We start from the raw sequence: 1,965 nt of genomic DNA, 5'->3' as shown, positions 1-1,965 counted from the left end.
AAATTCTAAATTCTAAATTCTAAATTCTAAATTCTAAATTCTAAATTCTAAATTCTAAATTCTAAATTCTAAATTCTAAATTCTAAATTCTAAATTCTAAATTCTAAATTCTAAATTCTAAATTCTAAAAAATTCAACAAATCAGAAGCTTTTTTTCTTTTCCTCTTCTGTGTTGGAGACATCGGTGATTCTGGAAGAGTTTTTGGCCTAGTTGGAGAAGATGGCAAACTAGGGTGTTGGAGAGCAATGTTCCTACTATGCAGAGTTAGTTGCCGCCGACACCAAGCAAAATGCAGGATATTAATACCCATTTCCCACAGCAGTGCGGATCGTCTCTCGTGGTAGAGCAAGCTCTTCATCTAGTCCCCAAGCAGCTGATAAATTACCAACTATAATGACAATTCCTCCCCCAATCAACATTTTAATTGGTTGTCCTTGAACAGAGGGAAGAGCCGCAAAGAGAAAAGGCTGGATTCGCAAGGGATGGTTCCGTTTCAGGTGCTTGAGATCGACTAAAGGAGTCCGCTAGTGACATATAGCCTTGCGCGCTCAGGTATCTTTGTTATGATCACCTCTTAGACAAATGTTGTTGAAACGGAAACCAGATGAGTGACTTGGATTCAGGGAAGTATCGGCAACTACTAGTAGAAGTCAAGCAGCGCATTCGCGAGGCCCAGTACCAATCCCTCAAAGCAGTCAACAAGGAATTAATTACTCTTTATTGGGATATTGGACGGTTAATTGTGACCCGTCAACAGGGAGAAACCTGGGGTAAGTCAGTCGTAGAACAACTAGGAAAAGACTTACAAGCTGAGTTTCCAGGTATCAGTGGCTTTTCGGTTCGTAATATCTGGAGAATGCGAGAATTCTACCTTTCTTACTATGCCAAGGAAAAACTGTCACCATTGGTGGCAGAAATTGGTTGGAGTCATAATTTGCTTATTATGCAAAAGTGTAAAGATGACTTAGAGCGAGAGTTTTATATCCGGATGACGCGGAAATTTGGCTGGACAAAAAATGTTTTGATTCACCAAATTGAGAATCAAAACTACGAGAAAACGTTGCTGAATCAAACTAATTTTGAACAGACAGTTTCCGAGGAGATTCGTAAGCAAGCTAAGTTAGCCGTTAAAGATGAGTACACCTTTGATTTTTTGGAACTAGCTGATCAGTACAGTGAGCGTCAGTTAGAGCAAGCAATTATAGCTAAAGTCGAACCATTTTTACGAGAAATGGGAGGGATGTTTGCCTTCATTGGCAGTCAGTATCGCTTAGAAATTAGCAACAAAGAGTATTTTATTGATTTGCTGTTATTTCATCGCCATCTCAAATGTTTGGTAGCAATCGATTTAAAAATCGGGGAGTTTTTGCCTGAATATATAGGCAAGATGCAGTTTTATTTGGCAGCGTTAGATGACAAAGTGAGGCTAGAAGAGGAGAATTCTGCCATAGGAATTATTCTGTGCAAGTCTAAGGATAAGACCATTGTGGAATATGCCTTGAAGGAGTCAAACAAACCGATTGGTGTTGCTACTTATCGAATAGTTTCAACGTTACCACAACAATTGCAGAATCAACTTCCTGCACCTGAACAAGTGGCTTTGTTATTGGAGGGGGTGGAGTGATATAGCAATTCTACGACTTGTGAGGTACAAATTTCTGAGGTGCGACCCGTGGCGAATTTAATTCGCCTACGGAAAGCGCACCTAAGTTTTTAGGGAGCAGGGAGCAGGGAGCAGGGAGCAGGGAACAGGGGAAAAATAATGTGTACCTCATAGCTACGAGAAACGTTATACTAAGCATATGCTGATAGCTGACGGCTGACGGCACCTCAAGTAGCGTGCGCGTAGCGCTTAAGCTGATAGCTCAATGCTTACCAATTATTAATTGTTAGGTTGCTGCCCGTAACGCACCGCCAGGGTTAGGTTGCTGCCCGGAAATTGTAACGGGCAAGATGCCCGTTAC

Annotated in this window: 3 protein-coding genes; 1 reads left to right on the top strand and 2 read right to left on the bottom strand. The window is 41.2% G+C overall.

Annotation, left to right across the window (positions count from 1 at the left end; translation table 11 throughout):
- Positions 1-300: 300 nt before the first annotated feature.
- Positions 301-480 (bottom strand): hypothetical protein, encoded by a 180-nt coding sequence (locus F6K37_RS39950; protein ID WP_287256812.1) that lies wholly within the window; start codon positions 478-480, stop codon positions 301-303.
- A gap of 125 nt (positions 481-605) precedes the next feature.
- Between F6K37_RS39950 and F6K37_RS39945 the strand changes: the two genes are divergently transcribed.
- Positions 606-1,625: a PDDEXK nuclease domain-containing protein gene (locus F6K37_RS39945; protein ID WP_287256810.1), complete on the top strand. Its 1,020-nt coding sequence runs from the start codon at positions 606-608 to the stop codon at positions 1,623-1,625.
- Between the two features lie 10 nt (positions 1,626-1,635).
- Here the strand turns inward: F6K37_RS39945 and F6K37_RS39940 are convergent, their stop codons facing one another.
- A complete protein-coding gene (locus F6K37_RS39940; RefSeq protein ID WP_158026423.1) occupies positions 1,636-1,776 on the bottom strand; it encodes a hypothetical protein in 141 nt (46 codons plus the stop codon).
- Positions 1,777-1,965 lie beyond the last annotated feature (189 nt).

The organism is Moorena sp. SIO4E2, from assembly GCF_010671945.1.
Lineage (GTDB): Bacteria > Cyanobacteriota > Cyanobacteriia > Cyanobacteriales > Coleofasciculaceae > Moorena > Moorena producens.
Note: the sequence above shows the minus strand (reverse complement) of the source record. Positions and strands in the feature narration are given on the sequence as shown.

Coding starts and splice junctions, on each gene's coding strand:
- F6K37_RS39945 (WP_287256810.1), top strand. CDS start 606: ATGAGTGACTTGGATTCAGGGAAGTATCGGCAACTACTAGTAGAAGTC.
- F6K37_RS39940 (WP_158026423.1), bottom strand. CDS start 1,776: ATGAGGTACACATTATTTTTCCCCTGTTCCCTGCTCCCTGCTCCCTGC.